This is a genomic window from Paraburkholderia sp. SIMBA_054 (assembly GCF_046534875.1).
Lineage (GTDB): Bacteria > Pseudomonadota > Gammaproteobacteria > Burkholderiales > Burkholderiaceae > Paraburkholderia > Paraburkholderia hospita.
On sequence record NZ_JAWRXV010001882.1, the window covers coordinates 1 to 229 of the forward strand.

Consider the following 229-nt stretch of genomic DNA (forward strand, 5'->3'; position numbering starts at 1 on the left):
ATTTGATGAAGGCCATGTGCCCGTCACGCGGCGGACGATTGATGGTGACGCCTGCATCCTGCAGCTTCTGGCAAGTGGTGTAGATGTCATCGACCATATAGGCGAGATGGCCGAAATTGCGGCCGCCCGTATAGGTCTCCGGATCCCAGTTGAAGGTGAGTTCCAGTTCCGGCGCCCGCTCTGCCTTCGCCCGATCCGTATCGGAGGGCGCAGCAAGAAAAATCAGCGT

At 58.5% G+C, this 229-nt stretch carries 1 protein-coding gene; it reads right to left on the bottom strand.

What is annotated here, in order from left to right:
- On the bottom strand, nucleotides 1–229 hold a 229-nt coding region (locus SB822_RS61580; protein WP_410859732.1), incomplete at both ends, for a VOC family protein.